The 22363-nt window shown below is 60.0% G+C and carries 18 protein-coding genes; 8 read left to right on the top strand and 10 right to left on the bottom strand.

Annotation, left to right across the window (positions count from 1 at the left end; genetic code table 11):
- Positions 1-104: 104 nt before the first annotated feature.
- Together ACB042_RS12845 and ACB042_RS12840 are read right to left on the bottom strand one after the other, a co-directional pair.
- A complete protein-coding gene (locus ACB042_RS12845) occupies positions 105-1094 on the bottom strand; it encodes a D-alanine--D-alanine ligase (protein ID WP_368191834.1) in 990 nt (329 codons plus the stop codon).
- Positions 1095-1298: 204 nt separating this feature from the next.
- Positions 1299-1907 carry a 2OG-Fe(II) oxygenase gene (locus ACB042_RS12840; protein ID WP_371178521.1) on the bottom strand — a complete coding sequence of 203 codons (609 nt, stop codon included), beginning with the start codon at positions 1905-1907 and terminating at the stop codon, positions 1299-1301.
- Between the two features lie 350 nt (positions 1908-2257).
- Here ACB042_RS12840 and ACB042_RS12835 point away from each other — a divergent pair, with 350 nt between their 5' ends.
- Complete coding sequence (locus ACB042_RS12835; protein ID WP_371178520.1) at positions 2258-2734, top strand: glutathione peroxidase; 477 nt, start codon at positions 2258-2260, stop codon at positions 2732-2734.
- Between the two features lie 182 nt (positions 2735-2916).
- Positions 2917-4320, top strand: a complete 1404-nt coding sequence (locus tag ACB042_RS12830) for a DEAD/DEAH box helicase (protein WP_129504202.1) — start codon at positions 2917-2919, stop codon at positions 4318-4320.
- Between the two features lie 111 nt (positions 4321-4431).
- Here ACB042_RS12830 and hutW read toward each other — a convergent pair whose 3' ends face one another.
- Complete coding sequence (hutW, locus tag ACB042_RS12825; protein WP_371178519.1) at positions 4432-5793, bottom strand: heme anaerobic degradation radical SAM methyltransferase ChuW/HutW; 1362 nt, start codon at positions 5791-5793, stop codon at positions 4432-4434.
- A gap of 256 nt (positions 5794-6049) precedes the next feature.
- Here hutW and ACB042_RS12820 point away from each other — a divergent pair, with 256 nt between their 5' ends.
- Complete coding sequence (locus ACB042_RS12820; RefSeq protein WP_371178518.1) at positions 6050-7645, top strand: methyl-accepting chemotaxis protein; 1596 nt, start codon at positions 6050-6052, stop codon at positions 7643-7645.
- Between the two features lie 126 nt (positions 7646-7771).
- On the opposite strand, the gene aroG is transcribed toward ACB042_RS12820, so the two are convergent.
- The 5 genes from aroG to ACB042_RS12795 all read right to left on the bottom strand — a co-directional run bounded on the left by aroG (position 7772) and on the right by ACB042_RS12795 (position 13545).
- Positions 7772-8827, bottom strand: coding sequence for a 3-deoxy-7-phosphoheptulonate synthase AroG (gene aroG, locus ACB042_RS12815; protein ID WP_005351268.1), 1056 nt, complete (start codon positions 8825-8827; stop codon positions 7772-7774).
- A 220-nt stretch (positions 8828-9047) separates the two neighbouring features.
- Positions 9048-10331 carry a 3-phosphoshikimate 1-carboxyvinyltransferase gene (aroA, locus tag ACB042_RS12810; protein WP_371178517.1) on the bottom strand — a complete coding sequence of 428 codons (1284 nt, stop codon included), beginning with the start codon at positions 10329-10331 and terminating at the stop codon, positions 9048-9050.
- 224 nt (positions 10332-10555) lie between these two features.
- Positions 10556-11644 (bottom strand): 3-phosphoserine/phosphohydroxythreonine transaminase, encoded by a 1089-nt coding sequence (gene serC / locus ACB042_RS12805; RefSeq protein WP_005345045.1) that lies wholly within the window; start codon positions 11642-11644, stop codon positions 10556-10558.
- A gap of 225 nt (positions 11645-11869) precedes the next feature.
- Positions 11870-12796: an electron transfer flavoprotein subunit alpha/FixB family protein gene (locus tag ACB042_RS12800; RefSeq protein ID WP_371178516.1), complete on the bottom strand. Its 927-nt coding sequence runs from the start codon at positions 12794-12796 to the stop codon at positions 11870-11872.
- On the bottom strand, positions 12793-13545 hold the full coding sequence (locus ACB042_RS12795; RefSeq protein ID WP_371178515.1) for an electron transfer flavoprotein subunit beta/FixA family protein: 753 nt from the start codon (positions 13543-13545) through the stop codon (positions 12793-12795). The genes ACB042_RS12800 and ACB042_RS12795 overlap by 4 nt, the downstream gene beginning before the upstream one ends.
- A gap of 169 nt (positions 13546-13714) precedes the next feature.
- Between ACB042_RS12795 and ACB042_RS12790 the strand changes: the two genes are divergently transcribed.
- From ACB042_RS12790 to ACB042_RS12780, 3 genes are all read left to right on the top strand, one after another.
- Complete coding sequence (locus ACB042_RS12790) at positions 13715-15358, top strand: electron transfer flavoprotein-ubiquinone oxidoreductase (RefSeq protein WP_371178514.1); 1644 nt, start codon at positions 13715-13717, stop codon at positions 15356-15358.
- 292 nt (positions 15359-15650) lie between these two features.
- The gene (gene corA / locus ACB042_RS12785; RefSeq protein ID WP_005337059.1) at positions 15651-16598 is read left to right on the top strand and encodes a magnesium/cobalt transporter CorA; all 948 of its coding nucleotides are present in this window, start codon (positions 15651-15653) and stop codon (positions 16596-16598) included.
- 148 nt (positions 16599-16746) lie between these two features.
- The gene (locus ACB042_RS12780) at positions 16747-17208 is read left to right on the top strand and encodes a DUF2919 domain-containing protein (protein WP_371178513.1); all 462 of its coding nucleotides are present in this window, start codon (positions 16747-16749) and stop codon (positions 17206-17208) included.
- Between the two features lie 12 nt (positions 17209-17220).
- Here the strand turns inward: ACB042_RS12780 and ACB042_RS12775 are convergent, their stop codons facing one another.
- Positions 17221-17940: a hypothetical protein gene (locus ACB042_RS12775; RefSeq protein ID WP_302246145.1), complete on the bottom strand. Its 720-nt coding sequence runs from the start codon at positions 17938-17940 to the stop codon at positions 17221-17223.
- 271 nt (positions 17941-18211) lie between these two features.
- On the opposite strand from ACB042_RS12775, the gene ACB042_RS12770 reads away from it, so the two are divergent.
- Together ACB042_RS12770 and ACB042_RS12765 are read left to right on the top strand one after the other, a co-directional pair.
- Positions 18212-18763: a lipoprotein gene (locus ACB042_RS12770; protein WP_371178512.1), complete on the top strand. Its 552-nt coding sequence runs from the start codon at positions 18212-18214 to the stop codon at positions 18761-18763.
- 195 nt (positions 18764-18958) lie between these two features.
- On the top strand, positions 18959-20956 hold the full coding sequence (locus ACB042_RS12765; RefSeq protein ID WP_371178511.1) for a hypothetical protein: 1998 nt from the start codon (positions 18959-18961) through the stop codon (positions 20954-20956).
- An 84-nt stretch (positions 20957-21040) separates the two neighbouring features.
- Here the strand turns inward: ACB042_RS12765 and glgC are convergent, their stop codons facing one another.
- Positions 21041-22315: a glucose-1-phosphate adenylyltransferase gene (glgC, locus tag ACB042_RS12760; protein ID WP_371178510.1), complete on the bottom strand. Its 1275-nt coding sequence runs from the start codon at positions 22313-22315 to the stop codon at positions 21041-21043.
- Between the last annotated feature and the right edge of the window lie 48 nt (positions 22316-22363).

Below are 22363 nucleotides of genomic sequence, written 5' to 3'. Positions count from 1 at the left end.
CTTCAAGCTGGCCTGCCCCGCTTGATAAAGACATAAAAAAATCCCCGCCAATTGGCGGGGATTTTTATTGGGTTCTGCTTCATCCCGCGAGCGGGAGAGCACGCTTAGCTGGCCTTGCGCAGGATCTGCTCAAGGTAGTCGGCGAAGCGGTGACCGTGATGCTCCAGCAGTTTCGGGAACATGGAGATGGAGGTCATGCCCGGGAAGGTGTTGATTTCATTCAGCAGGATCTCCCCCTCCTCGGTCAGGAAGAAGTCGATGCGCGAGAGATGGGTCAGTTTCAGCTGACGGAACGCCTTGAGGGCATACTCGTGGATCGCATCGGCCTGCGCCTGGGTCAGCCCCTCGGCACGCAGTGCAGTCTCGGTATGGCTGGCACTGCTGTACTTCTCTTCATAGGTGTAGAACTTGTCCTGCGGCACGCAGATCTCGCCCGGATAAGTCGCCACCAGCTCGTCACCGTACTGGTAAACCGCCACTTCCAGCTCGCGCGGCTTGACCGCTTTCTCGATCAGTACCTGCTCGGAGTAACCGAAGGCATCGGCAATACCTTTTACCAGATCCGCTTCGTTGCTGGCGGAGTAGCAGCCAACGGAAGAGCCCTGGGAGGCCGCCTTGATAAAGACCTTGCCCCACTTGGCCAGCGCGGCCTTCGCTTCGTCCAACGCCGCCTCATTTTGCTCGGTCAGGAACAGGTACGGGGTGTTGGGAATGCCGATGGCGGAGAGCCACAGCTTGGTGCTGATCTTGTTGAAGCAGATCTTGCTCGCCTCGGCATCGCAACCGAGATAAGGCAATCCGGCCAGCTCGAGAAAGGATTGCAGATCGCCGGTCTCACCCGGGTAGCCGTGGATGCAGGGCACCACGTAATCCACCGGACGGGCCACGCTGTCAAACGAAAGCAGCTTGTCGAGCCCCAGCTTGCACTCGCGGCCATCGGCACTGAGCCAGCGATCGGCGAACATCTCGACGCGGGTCACTTCGACACCGGGCAGAAGGCCCAGTTGTTGCTCGAGGAAATTGGCGCTGCGCAGAGAAACCTCGTGCTCGGAGCCACCGCCGCCGCACAGCAGCAAGACATGCATGTTCTTCATTAGATGTGATCCCTTGGGAAAAGCGGCCTCGTCATGACCATTTGATAAGCCAACCACCATAAAAACCGGACGAAGCCAGATACGAACATAAGTGCGCGCCAGTGTAGCAAGGGAGATCAACCCTTGTCAGCTGATGGGAGACCCATGACCCCACTTCTTGCAGTGAAAAGTCTCCCCTGTGTCAAAATCGGGACACATTGCCCCTCAGCGCGGGGGATCGACCCTTCCCATGCCGTTGCCATTGACCCTAAACCAGCCGGCAATGCTGTAGCGCTCGCGATTGGCAGGCAGCACCTCGTGGGGAAACTCCTCGGAGAGAAACATGACCAGCCGCCCCCCCTTGGGGCTGACATCCATCAGAAACTGCTCCTTGTCGTCATACATGCGCAGCACTCCACCCGCTTCGGGCAGCCAGTCGTTGTTGAGGTAAAACACGGTGGTAAGACGGCGGTTGGAGCGACCGGCAAAGGCATCCCGATGGGTGGCGTAAAAATCCCCGCTGCGATAGCGGGCGAAGTGGGCCTCGTAGTCGAACAATCCCAGCATCAGCATCCGGTTGGCGGCAAGACGCAGGGACTCCATCCGGGCGAGGTAGTCAACCACCGGCGCACCGAGGGAGGGCTCCAGCCAGTGGATCTGGTCACGGCGAATATCGGGATTGCCCTGGTGCAGGGCGTCACGGCCGATCCCGGCCGGTTGCCATTCGCTTGGCAAACAGGCTTTGAGGGCATCCACCTCGGCGGCGGTCAAAAAATCATCCACTATCACCCATCCCCGGGTGTAAATGGCATCCATGGCAGCTTGATAGTCCAAGATTGGCTCACAATGAGTGGAAAGAGGGCGCTTTGTAGCGACTTACCGGCAAAGTCACAAACCGGTTTGCTTCTCTTGAGAAGTCCCAACATCAATACGCGAGTTGCTGCCCGCCTCCCCGCATTTTTGTCGCCAGTTGTGATCCCGCCCTGCCAAAGAGCGTATTGGCTGTCGAAACTGTGATGGCCCTTGCAATCGGGACGAGGAGGCGCCGCGGCCTCCTTGAGGTGCCAAGAGCCAGCCGATACCGTATCCGCATCGCCATGTTGCTGTTCATCCGGCGCTTGTCTCTGTCACCGACCGAACTACTCACGGCACAACCCGCGCATCACCCACGAAAGGATCTTCTCATGCCTCTGCCCGATCTCACTTTGCAACGACTGGATGGTACCCCCTACCCGCTGACTCAACTGGCGGGCAAGGTGGTGCTGGTGGTCAACGTGGCCAGTCGCTGCGGCTTTACCCCCCAATATGAGGGGCTGGAAGCCCTCTATCGGGAGCTCGGCCCCAAGGGGCTGGTGATTTTGGGCTTCCCCTGCAACCAGTTTGGCAATCAGGAGCCGGGGGATGCGGACGAGATCGCCCGCTTCTGCTCCCTCGACTATCCGGTAACCTTCCCCATCATGGCCAAGTGCGATGTCAACGGTGAGCATGCCCACCCCTTCTACCAATGGCTCAAGCAACAGAAACCGGGCTTTCTTGGGCTGGAAAACGTCAAATGGAACTTCACCAAGTTCCTGATCGACCGTGATGGCAATGTGGTTGACCGCTTTGCTCCCACCACCAAGCCGGAGAGTCTGGCCGAGCAGATCAGCGAGATGCTCTGATGCTCCCGCACCGTTTTACGCCACTGCGTTGAACGATTGTATGGCGGCCGGTGCGACAGCTACTGCGCATCGGCCGCTCTTTTGCTATATTACTGCCCCGTTATCATTTCCATATCGTGGCTGGCCCCAACATGCTGGCTGCCCGTTGAGCCAAAGGCTCATCTCAGGAGTTTCTCTCGAACATGTCATTCAACGAACTGGGTCTGTCTCCGCATATTCTGCGGGCCGTCAAGGAGCTGGGTTACGAACAGCCAACCCCCATCCAGCAGCAAGCGATTCCGGCCATTCTGGCCGGTCAGGATGTGCTCGGCGGCGCTCAGACAGGCACAGGCAAAACGGCCGGTTTCACCCTGCCGATGTTGCAGCGTCTGCTGGCCAACCACGGTCGTGGCCGTCGTCAGGTGCGCGCACTGGTACTGACCCCGACCCGCGAACTGGCGGCCCAGGTTGGCGAGAGCATCATCAAGTATGCCCACCACCTGCCGTTCAAGACTCTGATCGCCTATGGCGGTGTCAGCATCAAGCCCAATCTGGACGCCATCAAGCTGGGTGTGGACATTCTGGTCGCCACCCCGGGCCGTCTGCTGGATCTGCTGACCCAGGGCGCCCTGACCCTGAGCCAGCTGGAAGTGCTGGTGCTGGATGAAGCGGATCGCATGCTCGACATGGGTTTTATCGTCGACATCCGCCGCATCATGAAGGCGCTGCCTGCAGAGCGGCAAACCCTGCTCTTCTCTGCCACCTTCTCAAACGACATCAAGGCGCTGGCGGATGATCTGCTGAACGACCCCACCCTGATCGAGGTGGACCCCAGCAATACTGCCGCCGAGCAGGTGACCCAGCGCATCATTCAGGTGGATCGGGAACGCCGCCGCGAACTGCTCTCCCACATGATTGGCCGTGGCAACTGGCAGCGGGTGCTGGTGTTTGTCCGCACCAAGCAGATCGCCGACCGCCTCGCCCAGCAGATGCAAAAAGATGGTCTCAATACCGTGGCGATCCACGGTGACAAGAGCCAGGGTGCCCGCAACCGGGCGCTGGCCGATTTTCGCAGTGGCGAGGTGCGGGTGCTGGTAGCGACCGATATCGCCGCCCGCGGTCTCGATATCGATCAACTGCCCTACGTGATCAACTTTGAACTGCCCCAGATGGCGGAAGATTACATCCACCGTATCGGCCGTACCGGCCGCGCCGGTCGTGGCGGCGAGGCCATCTCGCTGGTCAGTCAGGATGAGCTGGGTCAGCTCAAGGCAATCGAAGCCCTGATCGGCCAATCCCTGACCGTGGAGATCCTGGAAGGGTATGAACCCAGCGGCAAGCCGAGTCGCCAGACTCTGCCGGGCAGCAAGCCGGTGCAGAACCCGCCTCGGTCTCGCGGTCATGCCAACGCCAAGAGCAGCAATGCCAAGGGCAAGCCAGCCGCGGGCAAGGGCAAAGCCAAGGGTGACGCCAGCAAAAATCCCGCCCAGTCTCCTCAAAACAAGTCCCGCAAGCGGGAAGTGGTGGGCGAGGATATCGGCTTTGCGCCGATGCGACGTCTGCCCAAAGCAATGCGCGACAGCTATCAGGAGAGCAGCGACGAGTAAGCTCGCGCGACGCTAACTGCCAAGCCAAAAGAGGGAGCCTGCAAGGCTCCCTCTTTCGTTATGGATCGCTCGGAGCCATGCAAGTACTCCGTGCAAATGCTCCGCTCGGGCTCAAACCAGCGAATGGCGTACCGCGGCAGTACCATGGCTGGGCGGCGCAGAACCATCGAGCGGATTGAGCTGCAAGAACTCGAACAAGCCAGCCTGCATATTGACGTTCCAGAAGCGGCCGGCGAGGGTGAGTTGCAACCGTGCATTCTCGATCTCGGCCAGCCCGTGCTGCTGCCAGGCGGCAAAAAGCGGCATCAGATGGGTCAGCAAAGGCGCTGGCAGACGATCCAGCGCCAGCACGCCGCTGTCGAGAGCGCCACGCAGCAGACCATCCATCCTTGCATTGGGATTGCGTCCCATCACCATCCCGGGCGCCCGCTTGCCACTGGCCAGCGCGTCATGCCAGGGGGCCAGATCCCGTCCATACATCAAGCCGTGGCCAAGAATGCTGCCCCCAGCACCGGCGCCAAAGGGGAGGATCTCCGCACCGCGCTTGGCCATCTGGTTATAACGACTCTGCTCGGCCGGACTGCGCCGCCAGTGGCTGCAAGAGAGACGCTCCCAGCCGTGAGCTTCCAGTTGCGCCCCGCCATAGGCATACATGGCCGCCCGCTGCTGACCATCGGCGAGCCAATCCAGGGTGCCCTTCTCCTGCGCGCGATCCAGATTGGTGCCCTGCATGGCGATGAGCTGGTAGAGATCGACCCCGTGTACACCGCTCGCCATCACATCGCGGATATCCTGCTGCCACACGGCATCATCCTGACCGGGCAGACCAAAGATGAGATCCGCCACGATCACAGCCGCATCATCGCGGGTCAGCTCACCCAGACGGGTCAGCAGCGTCTCCCTGTCATCGAAACGGGCCGCTTGCTGACGCACCCGGGAATCAAAGCTCTGCACCCCGAAGGAGAAGCGGTTGAAGCCCCCCGCCAACGCCACCTGCCATTTCTCATTATCAAAGCCGTTGAGGCGCCCCTCCAGTGTCACCTCGGCATCCGCCGCCAGCGGAAAACGGCGGATCACGGCGGCCAGCATGGCCAGCTCGTCGGCGCTCATGTCGGTCGGCGTACCGCCCCCCACATAGACAGCTGAAAATGGCATGCTCTGCGCCAGCGGGGTGTCAGCCGCCTGCGCAAGAGAGGTACAGAGGGCGTTGACATAGCGGTTGATCCGCGCTGGGTTGGCGCCATTTTCAAAGAAATTGCAGAAGCTGCAGCGCTTTCGGCAAAACGGAATGTGGATGTAGAGGGCGCGCTCCTCAGCTTCACTCTCTCGCTGCCACCAGCTCTGCCAGCCAGCCTCATCCAGCGGGAAGGGGCGCATCCCTCCCCGACTGGCGTGAGCCGAGGTCTTGGCGCTAAAAGCAAACTTGAGGGGATCCGGCGTGGCAATACCGGTCATGGAAGGGGTCAGATTCATGATGGTCACTATTATCAGCAAATAATGACAATGATAACGATTATCGTTACTGGTAATTTGTTCTGGATCAACCCGAGGAGCAGCGCCCCTCCCGAAAGGCATTTTGGCAACCTGCATTACCGATCTGCTTAACAGATTATTTACTCAAGAGTGGTTATCGTGTGCCGATAGAGAACCATCTCCCGCCGTTTCTTCGTCTACGATCAAGATGATACGGGATCACATAACAACACCAAGCGCATGGAACTTGCCCAAAATGCATAACCTCTCCTTGAACTGGAAAATATTCCTCCCTCTTGCGCTGGTCATCAGCACCACCTTTGGCCTCTGCTTCGAGCTCTCCGCATGGCTGCAACGGGATCTCGCCATCCGGCTGGCAGAGGAGAAAGTTGAGAGCATGGCCAACACCTATATGGATCAGGTGAACGTGCTGATGATGACAGGTGGCATGGCCAACCGGCAGATAGTGCAGACCAAACTCAAGAGTGAAGCGGGCATCGTTGAAGCCCGTCTGGTACGCGCCTCCGCCGTCAGCAACCTGTTTGGCCCGGGCCACCCGGATCAGAAAGCGCAGGATCCCCTCGATGAGCGTGCCATCAATCAGGGCGAAGCCATCCTGGAGCAGCAGGGCAACCGGCTCACCCTGATCAAACCGTTCAAAGCTTACAAGGAGTATCGCGGCACCCAATGCCTCACCTGCCACCAGGTCAATGAAGGAACCGTGATGGGGGCAGTGCGGATCAGTTATGACCTCAGCCACACCTTCGGCGAGATCCGCCACAACAACCTGATCCTGAGCGGCAGCTTGGCCGCCGTCTTCAGTCTCGGCTTCGGCTTGCTCTGGTGGGTATTGCAACGCTACGTGAAACACCCCCTGCGCCAGCTGCAGCTCACCATGATCCGGATGGCCAAAGAGCGCGATCTCGCCCTCCCCCTGGTCAATCACAGCCGGGATGAACTGGGCCAGATGACCCGCGCCGTCAATGACATGGTGCAGGGCTTCCGCCACAGCCTGCAGGAGGTGGAAGGGGCAACCCACCAGCTCTATCAGGAGTCAAACCAGATCCGTCAGGTGGCGACCCAGACCGAAAACTCGGCCCGCCAGCAAGAGGGGATGACCACCCAGGTCGCCGCCGCCGTCAGCGAGCTGGCCGCCAGCTCTCACGAAGTGCGCGAACATGCCCGCCACAGCGCCGAGCTCTCCGCCCTCACCAATCAGGATGCCGCCGACACCAGTCGCCTCGCCCAACACTCCATCACCGACATGGGCGAGATGTCGGCAGAGATCGATCGGGTGGATCAGGTGATCCAGCAACTCGACAGCCGCTGCCTGGCGGTTGACGGCGTACTCGAGGTGATCAAGGGAATTGCCGATCAGACCAACCTGCTGGCCCTCAACGCTGCGATTGAAGCGGCCCGGGCAGGCGAACAAGGCCGTGGCTTTGCGGTAGTAGCCGATGAAGTGCGGGCCCTCTCCAACCGCAGCCGCGCCGCCAGCGAAGAGATCTCACAGATGATCGCCGCCCTGCAAAATGAGGCCCAGAGCGCAGTTACGGTGATCGGGGATGCAAAAAGCAAAGCCGATGAGAGCATCAGCAAGACCGAAGCGACCCTGGCAGCCATGCAGAACATCATCGAGCGCATCGCCCGCATCAACGACCTCAACGCCCAGATGGCCCAGTCGGCCGAAGAGCAGGACAGGGTCTGCCATGAGGTAGACAGCTCGGTGAGCGATATTCGAAATACCTCCAACGACACCCTGGGTCAGGCGCACGCCGCCAACCTCGCCAGCATCCAGTTGGTGGAGCAGTGTCAGAAACTGGAGGCGCTGCTGAAAACCTACCGCTGGTAATCCACTTCACATATGAAAAAGCGCGACCCGAGGGTCGCGCTTTTGCTTTGTGGATTCGATTTGGCCGAATGGCATCGTTGCTGTTCCAGCGGCGCGTTGAGTATTAACAACGCCGCCGGGATGACTTTAGCGGGCGTTGCGGGTTGCGACGGCATCCGCCAGGTTGCGCAGCAACACTTCGGTATCAGCCCAACCGATGCAGGCATCGGTGATGCTCTGGCCGACGGTGAGTTCACACCCTTCCACCAGATCCTGACGCCCTTCTACCAGATGGCTCTCCACCATCACACCAAACACCGCCTTGCTGCCGGCACGCAGCTGACCGGCTACGTCTTCGGCCACCACCATCTGGTTCTTGAACTGCTTGCTGCTGTTGGCATGACTAAAGTCGATCATCACCTTCTGCGGCAGACCGGCTTTCTCCAGCCCCTTCACAACTTCGCTGACATGGGCCGCGCTGTAGTTCGGCTCACGACCACCACGCAGAATGATGTGACAGTCCGGGTTGCCGCGGGTCGCCACGATGGCGGAGTGACCATACTTGGTGACCGACAGGAAGTGGTGCGGCGCACTGGCAGCGCCAATGGCATCGATGGCCACCTTGATGGTGCCGTCAGTGCCGTTCTTGAAGCCCACCGGGCAGGAGAGACCGGAGGCCAGCTCGCGGTGTACCTGGGATTCGGTAGTACGGGCACCGATCGCGCCCCAGCTCATCAGATCCGCCACATATTGCGGGGTGATCATGTCGAGGAACTCGGAGGCAGTTGGCAGCCCCATGTCGTTGAGATCCAGCAACAGCTTGCGACCAATGCGCAGACCGTCGTTGATCTTGCAGCTGTTGTCGAGGTACGGATCGTTGATCAGCCCCTTCCAGCCCACTGTGGTGCGCGGTTTTTCGAAGTAGACCCGCATCACGATCTCCAGCTGACCTTTCAGCTCGTCGCGCAGCGCCTTGAGGCGCTTGCCGTACTCCAGCGCGGCAACCGGATCATGGATGGAGCAAGGACCAATCACCACCAGCAGACGATCATCTTCGCCGGCCAGGATATTGTGAATGGCCTGACGGGATTCAAAAACGGTGGACGAGGCAACCTCGGTAGCCGGAAACTTCTCAAGCACCGCAACCGGGGGTAATAACTCTTTGATTTCACTGATACGAACGTCGTCGGTTTGATGCTGCATGACAATGCTTCCTGCTAGATGACTGCGATTAGGAAATATCAACATAGCCCGCGACAGGGCATGTGTAAATAGGAAATTACAGCAATCACAAAACTATTTTATATATCAATCTTGCAAGTTATTGAAATGATGCTATGCGAAATGGAAGTACGGATGAGGAAGGCAAAAAAGCCCGCTCAGCGCGGGCCCGAAGCGTCGGTGATGACGGGTTTGTCAGTGATCAGCCACGCTGGCTGATACTGGCCAGCTTGTCGAAGTAATCCGGGAAGGTCTTCGAGGTGCACTTGGGATCATTGATGGTGACCGGGGTATCCGACAGCGCCACCAGCGAGAAGCACATGGCGATACGGTGATCGTTGTAGGTATCGATCTCGGCATGCTTGAGCTGGGTCGGCGGGGTCACGGTGATGAAATCATGCCCCTCCTCCACTTCGACGCCCAGCTTGCGCAGCTCGGTCGCCATGGCGTGCAGACGATCGGTCTCCTTCACCCGCCAGTTGTAGATATTGCGAATGGAGGTCGGCCCCTCGGCAAACAGCGCGGCAACTGCGATGGTCATGGCCGCATCGGGAATATGGTTCATGTCCATATCCACTCCGTGCAGCGGCGCCTGCTCCGCCTCGATGAAATCATCGCCCCAGGTGATGCGCGCGCCCATCTTCTCCAGCACGTCGGCGAATTGGATATCACCCTGAATGCTGTGCTTGCCGATACCGGTGACCCGCACCTTACCCTTGATGGCACCCGCCGCGAGGAAGTAGGAGGCGCTGGAGGCATCCCCTTCCACCAGAAAATCACCCGGGCTGATGTAGGTCTGGTTGCCCTTGATGTAGAACAGCTTGTAGTTGTCGTGCTCGATGACCACCCCGAACTGCTTCATGATGTGCAGGGTGATGTCGATGTAGGGCTTGGAGACCAGCTCCCCCTTGATGTGGATCCGGGTATCACCGGCCGCCATCGGCGCCGCCATCAAAAATGCGGTCAGGAACTGGCTGGAGACGGAGCCATCGACGTGCACATCGCCGCCCCACAGCCCCTTGGCATCCACCACCAGCGGCGGATAACCATCGTGTTTCAGGTACTGGATATGGGCACCCGCTTCACGCAGGGCATCCACCAGATGGCCGATGGGACGCTCTTCCATGCGCGGCTCGCCGCCCAGGGTGTATTCACCGGAGCCAAGGCATAGCGCGGCGCAGAGCGGTCGCATCGCAGTACCGGCGTTGCCGAGGAACAGATTGACCGGCTCTTTCACCGCGAAGCTGCGGCCCAGACCCTGCACAGTACACTCGGTCTTGTCGGCGGAGAGCTTGTACTTGACCCCGAGCTGGGTCAGCGCAGCCAGCATATGACGAATGTCATCGCTGTCGAGCAGGTTGGTCAGACGGGTGGTGCCACGAGCCAGCGCCGCCAGCAGCAGCGCTCGGTTAGAGACACTCTTGGAGCCGGGCAAATTGACCTCACCGGCCACACGTGAAATGGGTTCCAAACGCAACGAATTCATAGACTTCCTGTGCTATCTCAAAAATAAACGCCTGTCCGGACGTTAACAGCCTGCGTCCCGCTCGGCAAGGGCACTTTCAGCGGAAATCGCACGGCAAACGCCAGCGCGCTGGTTCTGTTGAAAAAAACGCCGGGGTATACCCGGCGTCTTGAATCACTGCAATAGCTGTAAGCGGCTCACGGGTTGTCACGAGAGGCCGCCAGCAAACAGGTGGAGCTCTCTTATCAGCCGTGGCGCTTGGCAAAGCCATCCATAAAGCTGACCAGGGCCTTCACCCCCTCCAGCGGCATGGCATTGTAGATACTGGCGCGCATGCCGCCGACAATGCGGTGCCCTTTGAGCGCCAGCAGACCAGCCGCTTCCGATTCGGCCAGGAACTGCTTGTCCAGCTCGGCATTTTTCAGCTGGAACGGGATGTTCATCCGCGAACGGCAGCTGACATCCACCTGATTGCCATAGAAGCTCGACTGATCGAGATAGTCATAGAGGAAGTCGGCCTTCTCCTTGTTGCGCGCTTCCATCGCCTCGAGGCCACCCTGTTCCTTGAGCCACTCGAACACCAGACCGGCCAGATACCAGGCGTAGGTGGGCGGCGTGTTGAACATGGAGTCGTTCTTGGCAGTGAGCTTATAGTCAAAAATCGAGGGGACATCGGCTCTTGCCTGATCCAGCAGATCATCGCGCACGATGGCGATGGCAAGCCCGGACGGCCCGATATTCTTCTGGGCACCGGCATAGATGATGCCAAAGCGGCTCACGTCGAGAGGACGGGAGAGGATGGTGGAGGAGAGATCTGCTACCAGCGGCACCTCGCCGGTGGCCGGGATGTCGAACATCTCGATGCCGTCGATGGTTTCGTTCGGGCAGTAGTGAACATAGGCCGCATCGGCGCGAAACGCCGGCGTCGGCAGCAGGTGGGAGATCCCCTGCTCGTTCTTGGCAACACCCTGGAAGGTCTGGATATCGCCATACTTTTTGGCTTCATCCACCGCGCTCTGGGACCAGACACCGGTCAGCAGAAAGTCCGCTTTCTTGTTGGCCCCGCCCAGCAGGTTCATGGGCACGGCGGAGAACTGACCGCGGCCGCCACCGTGCATGAAGAGCACCTTGTAGTTGTCCGGCACCGCCAGCAGCTCGCGCAGATCCGCTTCGGCCTTCTCGGCAACCGCCATGTAGGGCTTGCCGCGATGGGAAAGCTCCATGACCGAGGCTCCCAGCCCCTGAAAATTACAAAATTCGCGCTGGGCGCGCTCCATGACTTCAACCGGCAGCATGGCGGGGCCGGCGCAGAAGTTGTAAATCTGTTTGCTCATGACGCTTTCCGTGAGTGGATGAGAGTAATCGATGACTTGTCAGGTTTTACACAAGAGCAGCCAGCGGATCAAAGGCTTTTTGGGAGCTGGCTCAACCTTTTACCGTCACTCTGCGTCTCCCTTGCAGTAGAAAAAGCCCTGAACGGGTCAGGGCTTGCAGGGAACATGCACAGAAATGGCGGGCAGAGCGCATAAACGACCACAGCCCAGCCATTTCTGACAAATTTACAGTTTGGCGGTGAGCTCAGGCAGCAGAGTGAAGAGATCCCCCACCAGCCCGTAGTCCGCCACCTGAAAGATGGGGGCATCGCTGTCCTTGTTGATGGCCACGATAACCTTCGACTCCTTCATCCCCGCCAAATGCTGGATGGCGCCCGAAATACCGACCGCGATGTAGAGCTCCGGCGCCACCACTTTGCCGGTCTGCCCCACCTGCAGATCGTTGGCGACATATCCCGCATCAACAGCGGCTCGCGATGCCCCCACGGCGCCGCCCAGCTTGTCGGCCAGCGCCTCAATCAGGGCAAACTGCGTCTTGGAACCAAGGGCGCGACCACCGGAGACAACCACCCGGGCGGCGGTCAGTTCGGGCCTGCTGGAGCGCACCGCGCGGCGCTCGACCAACCGGGTACGACCAGCGAATTCGGGCACGGCCAAGCGTTCGATGAGAGCCTGTCCGCCCGTCGCCGCCTTGGCAAACGCGGTGACCCGCACCGTCATCACTTTGACGGGCGCCGAGCTTGCCACTCTGGCGATGGCATTGCCTGCATAGATGGGGCGCAGGAAGGTGTCGCTACTCTCGATAGCCGTCACCTCGGAGAGCATCTCCACCCCGAGCCGAGCCGCTACTTGTGGCAGCAGCGCCTTGCCCATGGTACTCGCCGCCATCAGGCAGTGGCTGTAACCTTCGCACCAGCTGGCCAGCAGCTTGTCCACCCCATCCAGCAGCCCGTCGGCCAGCAGGGGATGTTCGGCAAGCAACACCTTGTCGACACCGCCAATGGCAGCCGCCTGTTCACCCGCCTCGGTCAGCCCCTGACCCAGCAACAGCAGGTCAACCTGACCGCCGATTGAGCCGGCGGCGGTGACCAGTTGTGCCACGTTGTCGGCCAGATGGCCCTGATGATGTTCGGCAATGATCAGCACGCTCATGGCAGCACCTTCGCTTCGTGTTTGAGTTTGTCCACCAGCTCGTCCACCGAGCCCACCTTGATCCCGGCGCTGCGGGCTGGCGGCGCCACCACCCCGAGCAAGCGGGTCTGATTGGCCACCTCAACGGCGAGTGTCGAGAACGGGGCGCTATCAAGCTGCTTGCGCTTGGCCTTCATGATGTTGGGCAACGAAGCAAAGCGCGGTTCATTCAAACGCAGATCGGCGCTCACCACCGCAGGCAACGGCATGCCCAGGGTCTCGAGGCCACCGTCGATTTCGCGAGTCACCAGCAGTTCCCCCGCTTCCACCTTGAGGGCTGACGCGCAGGTCGCCAGCGGCCACTCATTGAGGGCCGCCAGCATCTGAGCCACCTGATTGTTGTCTGAATCGATGGACTGCTTGCCGAGCAGCACCAGATCCGGCTGCTCCTGCTCACACACCTTGTGCAAGGCGCGAGCAACCGTCAGCGGGGCGAGCGTCTCATCGGTGACATAATGCAGCGCCCGATCCGCACCCAGCGCCAGCCCATGGCGCAGTTGCTCGGCGGCAGCGTCAGGGCCAAAGGTCACCACCACCAGTTCGCTGGCAACCCCGGCTTCCCGCAGCCTGACCCCCTCCTCCACCGCAATTTCACAAAAGGGGTTGATCCCCATCTTCACATTGGCGAGCTCCACGTCGGAGCCGTCTCCCTTCACCCGGATCTTGACGTTGTAGTCGACTACCCGTTTGATTGCGACCAGCAGCTTCATGGGGTCATGCCTCGTCTCTTTGGATTGAATTCATTAGTGTGCCTCTGCGTTTGTTGCAGTACGCTCTTCCCTGATTTTTTGCTTTTTCTTGCTCAGTTTTGCTTACAACTGCTTTACGTTTACGTAAACTACCAGCATTACCCTAGGCCAACCAGAGCGCAGAGGCAAGATGAAACGGGAAGCAATGGAATTTGATGTCGTCATCGTCGGCGGCGGTCCGGCGGGGCTCACTGCAGCCATCGCCCTGAAACAGCAGGATGCCACTCTCTCTGTCTGTCTGCTGGAGAAGGGAGCGGAAATTGGCGCCCATCTGCTCTCCGGCGCCCTGTTTGACCCCGTCGCCTTGCAAGAGCTGCTGCCGGATTGCTGGCAGCAAGCGCCGCTCGGCGTGCCGGTCAGCGACGATCAGGTTCATCTGCTGCAAAGCGAGCAACACTCTCTGCAACTCCCCGCCTGGGCGGTGCCGCCCCGGATGCACAATGAGGGCTGTCACATCATCAGCCTCGGCAATCTCTGCCGCTGGCTCGGCCTGCAAGCGGAAAAACTGGGAGTCGAAATATACCCGGGATTTACCGCCAGCGAACTTATCATGGACGCGGGCCGGGTCAAGGGGGTGATCACCGGCGATCTGGGGCTGGATCGGGCGGGCAATCCGAAAGCAGATCATGTGCCCGGCATGGCGCTGCTCGGCCGCTACACCCTCTTTGCCGAGGGGGCCCGCGGCCATCTCGGCAAGCAGCTGATCGCCGACTTCAACCTGGCAAGCCCTGCCCAGCCCCAGCACTATGCCATCGGCTTCAAGGAGCTGTGGCAACTGCCTGCTGGCCAAGGCAAAGCGGGACAGGTGCTGCACGGCAGTGGCTGGCCCCTTGGCAAGCAGGGGGGCGGCAATAGCCACGGTGGCTTCTATCTCTATCACATGGAGGGGGATCAGGTGGCAGTCGGGCTGATTGTCGATCTCAACTACCAGAATCCCTGGCTCAGCCCGTTCGACGAATTCCAGCGCCTCAAGCATCACCCGCTTATCGCTGGCGTGTTGCAAGATGGGGAGCGCATCAGCTATGGCGCCCGCGCCATCACCAAGGGGGGCTGGCACGCCCTGCCCCGCATGCACTTCCCGGGCGGCCTGCTGATCGGCTGCGATGCCGGCACCCTCGACTTTTCCCGGATCAAGGGGATCCACACCGCCATGAAATCGGGGATGCTGGCGGCAAAAACCGTCGCGATGGCGCTGCGGGGGGGCGATGAGGGAGGCCGGGATCTGGCCCAGTATGGTGACGAGCTGCACCAGAGCTGGCTGGCCCGCGAACTCAAGGCGGCGCGCAACTTCGGCGCGGCGCTTCACCGCTATGGTCCCTGGTTGGGCGGTGCCTTCAACTGGCTGGAGCAACGGCTGTTTGGCGCAAACTCGCCCTTCAAGCTGTTCGATAAGGCTCACGACTACCGTCAGCTGCGCGTGGCCAGCCGCTGCGAGCCCATCCCTTATCCCAAACCCGATGGCAAGCTGAGCTTTGACAAACTCTCGTCTGTGTATCTGGCCAACACCAGTCACGACGAGGATCAGCCTTGTCACCTCAAGCTGCAGGACGAGCGCATTCCGGTCGAGGTCAATCTGCCGACCTGGGCCGAACCCGCCCAACGCTACTGCCCGGCCGGGGTGTTTGAAGTGCTGGAAATGGAAGGCGCGGCCAAACTGCAGATCAACGCAGCCAACTGTATTCACTGCAAGACCTGTGACATTAAAGATCCCAGTCAAAATATCATCTGGACACCGCCACAGGGAGGATCCGGGCCCAACTATCCGAATATGTGATGAAGCGGGGCAGCGGCAACAAGCAGCCCCAGCTAGCCCTCCCCCAGCCAAAGGCGGGTTCTACCCCGCATAGCCGCTCAGGTGATCCGACCTCGCTGTTTTTTTGAACAAACAAGCTGAATCCCTGATGAATAGCCCCTGACAAGCGCGGCCCGCCCCTGTATAGTTCGCCGCATTCAGGTTTTCCATCGGCCCGATCTGCTTATCCACGGGATCGCCTTCTGCAGCGATCTAAGGCCGCATGACCTGTGCAACCATCCCTGATTACCCATGACTTTTTAAGGGGGGACAGATGATCACCGCCTACATTCTCAACAACAAGGTGCTGGACATAGTCACGCTCGGGCCTGACGACATAGTACCTGACAACACGGTCTGGCTGGATGCCTACAAGCCGGACACGGCAGAGCGAGAATGGTTGACGGGCCTGTTCCTGGAAGAGGTCCCCGACAAGGAAGAGCTCGACGACATCGAAGCATCCGCCCGTTTTTACTGGGATACCGATGGTCTGCACATTCACTCCCTGTTTCCCCAGCGGATCGGTCGTGACACCAAGGGTGTCCACGTCTCCTTTACCCTGCGCAACAACCTGCTGATCAGCATTCGTGAAGATGACATCGGGCTGGTGCGCCTGCTGCGCCATTATATGCGCCAGGATCGGCTGGAGGTGGAGGATGCCCTCGACATCCTGCTGGAAGTGCAAAACCTCAAGGTGGAGTACCTCTCCGACCTTATCGAAGATGGTTACAAGACCTTGGAAAACACCGCCGATCAGATCTTCGAGCCGGATCAGATCAACCCCATGCTGAAAGAGTTGATGGCACAGGAAGAGGCCAACGGCCAGATCCGTCTCTCCCTACACGATACCCGCCGCGCCCTGCGTTTCCTCAAACGCAGCCTGCGCCAGCGCATGAGCCTTGAGCAGAACAAGTGGATCGACGAGATGCTGCACGACGTGGAATCCCTGTTGCCCCACACCCAGTTCCTGTTCGACAAGATCAACTTCCAGCTGGAGGCCTCCATGGGGGTGACCAATCTGGAGCAGAACAAGGTGATCAAGATCTTCTCGGTAGCCGCCGTGATCTTCCTGCCGCCGACCCTGATCGCCAGTATCTACGGCATGAACTTCGGCCGCATGCCGGAGCTCGCCTGGGAGTATGGTTATCCCATGTCACTGGTGCTGATGGTGATGTCATCGCTCGGCACCGGCCTCTTCTTCAAGCGCAAAGGCTGGCTTTAACGCCGCCGACGCGCGCTGCGATATCTGAAGAAACCGATTGGGGGGCATGGCCCCCCGATTAATTTGCGCCACGCCCAACGCCTTGCAAAGGGCGCTTCTTCGCCCCATATCCCCTCCATCACTCAATTCAAGTGGATAACGGGCAACCATGACCCTCTACCCCGAACACCGATATGACGATCACGGCCAGTTGCGCCCGCCCCTCTGGTTCTGGCCCATCGCCCTGTTGCTGACCCGCTCGGTCTGGCTCTTTCTGATGGCAGGGGTCACCCGCGAGAGCGGCAGCGAGATCCTTACCCTCTTTTATCCGGACAAGATCACCCTCTACATCAGCCTGCTGACCGATGTCCCCGCCATGCTGGCGTTGCTCGCCTGCGGGGGCACCTATCAGCAGACCCAGAGCATTCGCGCCAGACTCCGGCGCCACAGCCCGCTGCTGCTGCTCTGCTCTGCCGTCAGCGGTCTGCTGATGCAGTTGCACAGCCTCAATCTGCAAAAGTGGTCGTTCAGCTGGCCCACCGCACTGGTGCTGGTCGCCAGCCTCTGGTCACTCTGGTATCTGCTGCGCAGTCGCCAGATACGGGAATATGCCGCAGATCAGCCCCACTAACGGGGCTGACACCTATTGACGAGTGACCCGGATCTGCAGGGTCTGGCGCTCGCTCTGGCTGCCTCGCCCTCCCTGTAGCTGGGTCCCGAGGCTGCTTCCTTGATCCGCTGAGCTGGTCGAAAGCTCTCCCACCGTCAGCCACTGGCCCGGGGCCCCGCTCACCTCGGTGGCACTCTGCCCACGATTGATTGTGCCCTGATCCAGCCTCGCCTGTTCGCTGCTCAGCGCAATCTGCACCCGATCGCCAATCAAGGTGGCCGTGGCATAGAGACCGTTCACCAGCGGCATCATCCCCACCACTGCCCCCCCGTTCCATTGGTAGAAAGTCACCGGCTGATAGGAGCCCATCTGCAGCAGCACGGGACGGCCAGACAGCCCGCGCACCTGCCAGCTGTCGTTCTGGCTGCGCTGGTACTGCCGGGCGTTGCCATCGACCAGCCACTGCCGCTTGGCCTCGTCGCGACTGATTGATCCCCCCAGTTGCTGACCGCTGGCGGCACCATCGACCCGCCACTCGATAAGCAGGCTTTGCGGTGGCTGGTTGATCTGCGCCAGCGTGGCTTCGGCCTCCTGCAACTGGGCTGGCGTCCCGCTCAGCACCAGCTGATTACCCATGGCACTCACCCCAAGCTGGGGATAGATCTCCTTGAGGGTCTGCACCGCCGCCTGCGCCTCGAAGACCGGGATCACCTTCACCTCGGCCCACAGCGACGGGCTCCATAGTCCCATCATGCAGACAAGCCACAACAGCGCCCTGCGGCCAACCTTGCCCATCCGAACCATTACGCTCTCCTCGCTCTCTGTTCTCTTCTCTTTTCTCTGCTCAGTGCCCGCAGCCAACAGCTCAGCCCTATGCCGCTCACTCGTCGATGATGAACCCGGCGGTTGCCAAAAAACAACCGGGAATGCAGCAAGTTCGAGCTTTCCCAACGTCTGAGACTCTTATTCCACGCCCGTTATCGCGTAAGATAGCGCCATCATATTTGCCCAAGCGGAATCCCTCATGTTGAAACAGCTATTGTTACTCCCCCTCGCCCTGCTGCTGGGGGCCTGCTCCCTGACCCAGTACAATGTCAGCGAGGCCGAAATCAACCAGTACCTCAAAGATCAGGTCTCTTTTGAAAAACAGCTGGGGATCCCCGGCATCATGTCGAGCAAGATCCGTCTGGATGAGATGCAGAGCCGTATCGGCCGCAAACAAGCAGATCGCATCGAGCTGGACGCCGCTGGCGACCTGCAGGTGAGCAGCCCCCTTGGCAGCCAGCAGATGAAGATCCGCTTTGCTTTGAGCGCCCGTCCGGACTATGTGGCCGATCAGGGCGCCATCTATCTGCGCGACCTTGAGCTGGTCTCATTCAAGACCGAGCCGGCCGATATCGGGGCCGCCCTCACCCCGCTGCTGCCCACCTTCAATCAGTCGCTCTCCCTGTTCCTGTCGCAGACCCCGGTCTACCGCCTCGACAGCAGCCGCAAGAACGAAGCCAGGATCAAGGAGAAGGTCGAAGCCCTCAAGGTGGAGCCTGGCCGTCTGGTCATCCCGTTCAAGCTGCTCTGATCGCCGCCGCACTGGCACTTTCATCGCAATAAACAGATAACCGCCCTCTTCGACAGCACACGTCTGCTTTAACGTGCTACCGATCAGGGCGGTTTTTTACTTCTCAAGTCCCCCTCAACACAGCATAATGCAGACCATTCTCATTTAGATTCGTCATGAGAAGCGTCAATAATAAAACCAATGGTGAGAAGGGACATGAGAAAAACCGTACTGGTTCAGGCGATCGCCTGCGCACTGATCAGCGGCGCCGCACACGCTGCCGTCAAGGTCGAAGACAAGACATTCAATACCGCCGCCAACATGCTGGCCTATACCGAATTCGAGCTCTCCGGCGAACCGCTGGCCGAAGCCCTCGGTCTGGATCTGGATGTGCTGGATGCCAACCGTGCCGATGAGCCGACCCCGTTCGACTTCGCCGCCGGCATCGAATCCTACGAATACTCAGAAGAGGCGATGTACGCCCTCAACTACCAATCCGGCATGGGCCCGCATCTGGTGAACGGGCCGCAAAACCTGGCCCGTGGTGGCACCATGGCCTCTCTGGGGCAACGAGTGCTGGCCATGGCCGATGCCGTTGGCTTCCCGGCGGATGAAGTGCCGCAGGGCATGTATCCCCTCTCCCTGCCCTACGCCTCCGCCAATCCTGAGTTTGCCCAGGCAGTGAATACCACTCCGGTCAATGGTGACCAGATCACCATCAAGACCGCCAAAGGGACCGAGAAAACCGTCAAGACCCAGGTGCCCGCCTACTTCCGCGACTACAGCACCCTGCGCTGGAGCGGCAGCGACAACCTGCTGGTGCCCGCAGCGGTGGGCGGCATCCTGCTCAAAGAGGTGATGTGGTCGCAAGACTTCCTCGGCGGCATGCACGTGGCCGAGACCGATGAAGAGGTAGAAGCCGCCTCCGCCACCATGGATCAGGATGGCAAACACAAGCTGGGCGTCTCTGCCGCCGATGGCTTCAACGGCATGATGCTGACCGAGCAATCCATCGACAAGCTGGCCATCATGCAGAACCAGCTTGGCTTCGATGGCAAACAACTGGGCGCCAAAATCACCCCGCAGTACGATCCGGCCAAGGGCGTGATTTACTTCCCCCATCAGGTGAAAGTGACCGAAACCAGCAACAACGATGCCGGTGCCATCGGCAAGCTGGAGGTGGTGGATGGTTCCGCCCAGCTGCGCGATGCCTGGATGATGCTGTGGCCGCTCTCCGAGTTCTATGCCTTCAGCGATCAGCGCAGCGCCAATACCAACCAGAACCCGGCCTTCCACGCCGTGTTTGACGGTGCGCCGTTTGCCGCCGCACCGGCTGCCAACAAGACCAATGACCTGGGCAAAGCGGTCGCGGGCAGCGATGCCTTCTCGCTGGCGATCAATCTCTCCAACCTCACCTTCAAGAACCTGGCGGCCCTGCACTTTGATACCAAGGCTGGCTCCCTGGTCGACAGCTGGCAGGCAGGCAAACAGGGTAAGCACGTCACCACCTTTGACGCTGCTTACGCACTGGTCGCCCTGCAGATCTTCCAGCGCGCTCAGGATGCACTGCCGGTCGGCTACGCCGCCGGTGACAATGGCGAGCTGAACCTCAAGACCCAGCAGGGTCAGCAGGCGCTTGAGCTTATCCGCAAACAGGCCGATTTCATCCTTGCCAACCTCAAGGGCAAAAATGGTCTGGTGCATGACGGCATCACCCTGGGTGGCAAGCTCGATGCCGGCCACTCCATCGATGCACAGTTCGCCGCCATCCGTGGTCTGACTGCCGCCTTCCTCGCTACCTCCGATGCCAAGTACCGCACTGCCGCCCGTGAGCTGTTCATCGCAGCCGACAAGGCCTACTTCAATGCCAAAGCGGGCACCTGGCTGGCGGGTAAACAGGGTGAATACACTCCCTGGACCCAGGCTGCCATCTCCGGCGCCCTGCGCTCTGCCATGCTGAACCTGCGCAACGAAGGGGCCGAGAAGGCGCCCGAGCTGGAGCTGGCCAAGCTGACCGGTCAGTACGTCAGCTGGTTCCGTGGCTCCGTCAACGGTGGCATGCAGATGGCCGAGTGGATTGGTGACTCCGGCGAGAACATCATCGAAGGTGCCGGCAGCGACACCGATGAAGATGGCGTACCGCAAGTGACCGCCGCCGGTGGCAAACACGGCACCGCCATGGTGATGGCTGCCAAAGCGGTGGTTAGCGAGTAATCCTCGCCATTCACCTGCATGAAAAAGGGAGCCAGATTGGCTCCCTTTGCATTACAGCGTCTGACACAGTTTCAAGGGTCTTCCTCAAACCAACTTGTCCAGCATCTCCTTGGTCACCAGCACAATCCCCTGCTCGGAGCGGTAGAAGCGGCGGCTATCCTCATCGGCATTCTCGCCCACCACCAGCCCATCGGGCAGCACACATCCCTTGTCCACCACCACCCGGCGCAGACGGCAACCGGCACCGATCTCGACTCCGGGGAAAATGATGGCCTGATCCAGGGTGCAGAAGGAGTGCACCCGCACATTGGTAAAGAGCACCGAGTTGAGCACAAACGACCCGCTGACGATGGTACCACCCGAGAACATGGAGTTGATGGTCATGCCATGCTGACCATTGCGGTCCTGCACAAACTTGGCTGGTGGCGTCAGGGTCTGGCTGGTCCAGATGGGCCAGTTCTGATCGTAGATGTCGAGCTCGGGCAGCACGGAGGCGAGATCCATGTTCGCTTCCCAGAAGGAGTCCAGCGTGCCCACGTCACGCCAGTAGGGCTTTTGCCCCTCGCGCGCCCCGACACAGGACATGTTGAAGGGGTGAGCAAATGCCATCCCCTCCTCCACGATGCGGGGGATCACGTCCATCCCGAAGTCGTGTTTGGACTCCTGATTGTGAATATCCTCCTCCAGCAGTTGGTAGAGGTACTCCGCCTCGAAGATGTAGATCCCCATGGAGGCCAGCGAGCGATCTTCACAACCCGGCATGGCGGGCGGATTGGCCGGTTTTTCGACGAAGGCGCGGATCTTGCGCTGCTCGTCGATATCCATGATCCCGAAGGCGGATGCCTCGGCCCGCGGCACCTCGATACAGGCGACCGTCACCTTGGCGCCAAGGCGCACATGGTCGAGCAACATGGCGGCGTAATCCATCTTGTAGATGTGATCCCCCGCCAGCACCACCAAGTATTTGGGGCCGTAGTCACGGATGATATCGACGTTCTGATAGATGGCATCGGCGGTGCCGCGATACCAGTGCACCTCATCCACCCGTTGCTGGGCAGGGAGCAGGTCGATGAATTCGTTCATCTGGTAACGCAGGAAGGACCAGCCCGATTGCAGGTGACGCAGCAGGCTGTGAGATTTGTATTGGGTGACTACACCAACGCGGCGGATCCCCGAGTTGATACAGTTGGAGAGCACAAAATCAATGATCCGGAATTTGCCACCGAAATGGACGGCAGGCTTGGCGCGGTTGTCAGTCAACTGCTTCAGGCGACTACCACGTCCACCCGCCAGCACCAGTGCCATACTCTGGTTCAATAATTGTCGTGCTTTGGCACTATTTTCGGGCTCTAACAACATGATTTACCTCTGCCTTGTTTGATCTATTTTCAACTCATCTTCGCCTGT

It is taken from the genome of Aeromonas sp. S13(2024), from assembly GCF_041402405.1.
GTDB lineage: Bacteria > Pseudomonadota > Gammaproteobacteria > Enterobacterales > Aeromonadaceae > Aeromonas > Aeromonas veronii.
This window is presented reverse-complemented; position numbering and strand designations above follow the sequence as displayed.